Here is an 818-nt window from a genome sequence, read left to right as displayed (position 1 = left end):
GGGCGCCTATGGGGGTGGCGGGTCGGGTTCGTTGGCCAGTGCGGGATCGTCGTGGCTTGTCGCGCAGTTCCCCGCGCCCCTAAAGGGCGCCCCGCAAAGGGGCGCCCCTTTGCGGGGCGCCCTTCAAGGGCCATGCCGCACCGGATTTCAGTACCTGGGAGACTCCCTCAATGGATCTCGAAATACCCGAACTTCCCTTTCTGCTCCGTAGCTACGGGCCCGACGGGCACTGGTCGTACGAGGACCGGGTTCTCAGCGGATGGGCGGGGGCGCGGCAGGATCGGTTCGTGCCGCCCACCGGTGAGGCCCTGGACCCCGCGGCCGACGCGCCTCGGCTGCTCGGGGCGCCGGAAGGGGACTTCCAGCTGATCGCCCGCGTCACGGTCGGCTTCGCCGCGGCCTTCGACGCGGGTGTGCTGTACGTACACGTGGCCGAGCGCGAGTGGGCCAAGCTCTGCCTGGAGTACTCCCCGGACGTGCCCACCGTCTGCACGGTGGTCACCCGGGGGCACTCCGACGACGCCAACTCCTTCACCGTGGAGGGAAGTTCGGTCTGGCTCCGGATCAGCCGCACGGGCCGGGCCTTCGCCTTCCACGCCTCCAAGGACGGCAAGCGCTGGACCTTCGTCCGCTTCTTCACCCTGGCCGACGAGAAGGCCTCCGGAGCGGCCCTCGTGGGATTCATGACCCAGTCCCCGCTGGGGGAGGGGTGCGTGGTCACGTACGACGGCATCGAGTTCCACCCGGACTGGCCGGCGGACCTGAGGGACGGCAGCTGATTCCTGACGGGGCTGGTTTCGCCCCTCCCGCCCCGGCGG

At 70.2% G+C, this 818-nt stretch carries 1 protein-coding gene; it reads left to right on the top strand.

Features of this window, described 5'->3' with window-relative positions:
- Positions 1-170 precede the first annotated feature (170 nt).
- Positions 171-779: a DUF1349 domain-containing protein gene (locus tag G5C60_RS50805; RefSeq protein WP_165271119.1), complete on the top strand. Its 609-nt coding sequence runs from the start codon at positions 171-173 to the stop codon at positions 777-779.
- Positions 780-818 lie beyond the last annotated feature (39 nt).

Source organism: Streptomyces scabichelini (genome assembly GCF_011045015.1).
Lineage (GTDB): Bacteria > Actinomycetota > Actinomycetes > Streptomycetales > Streptomycetaceae > Streptomyces > Streptomyces scabichelini.
The sequence above is the reverse complement of the archived record's forward strand: the minus strand, read 5'-3'. Positions and strand labels throughout refer to the sequence as shown.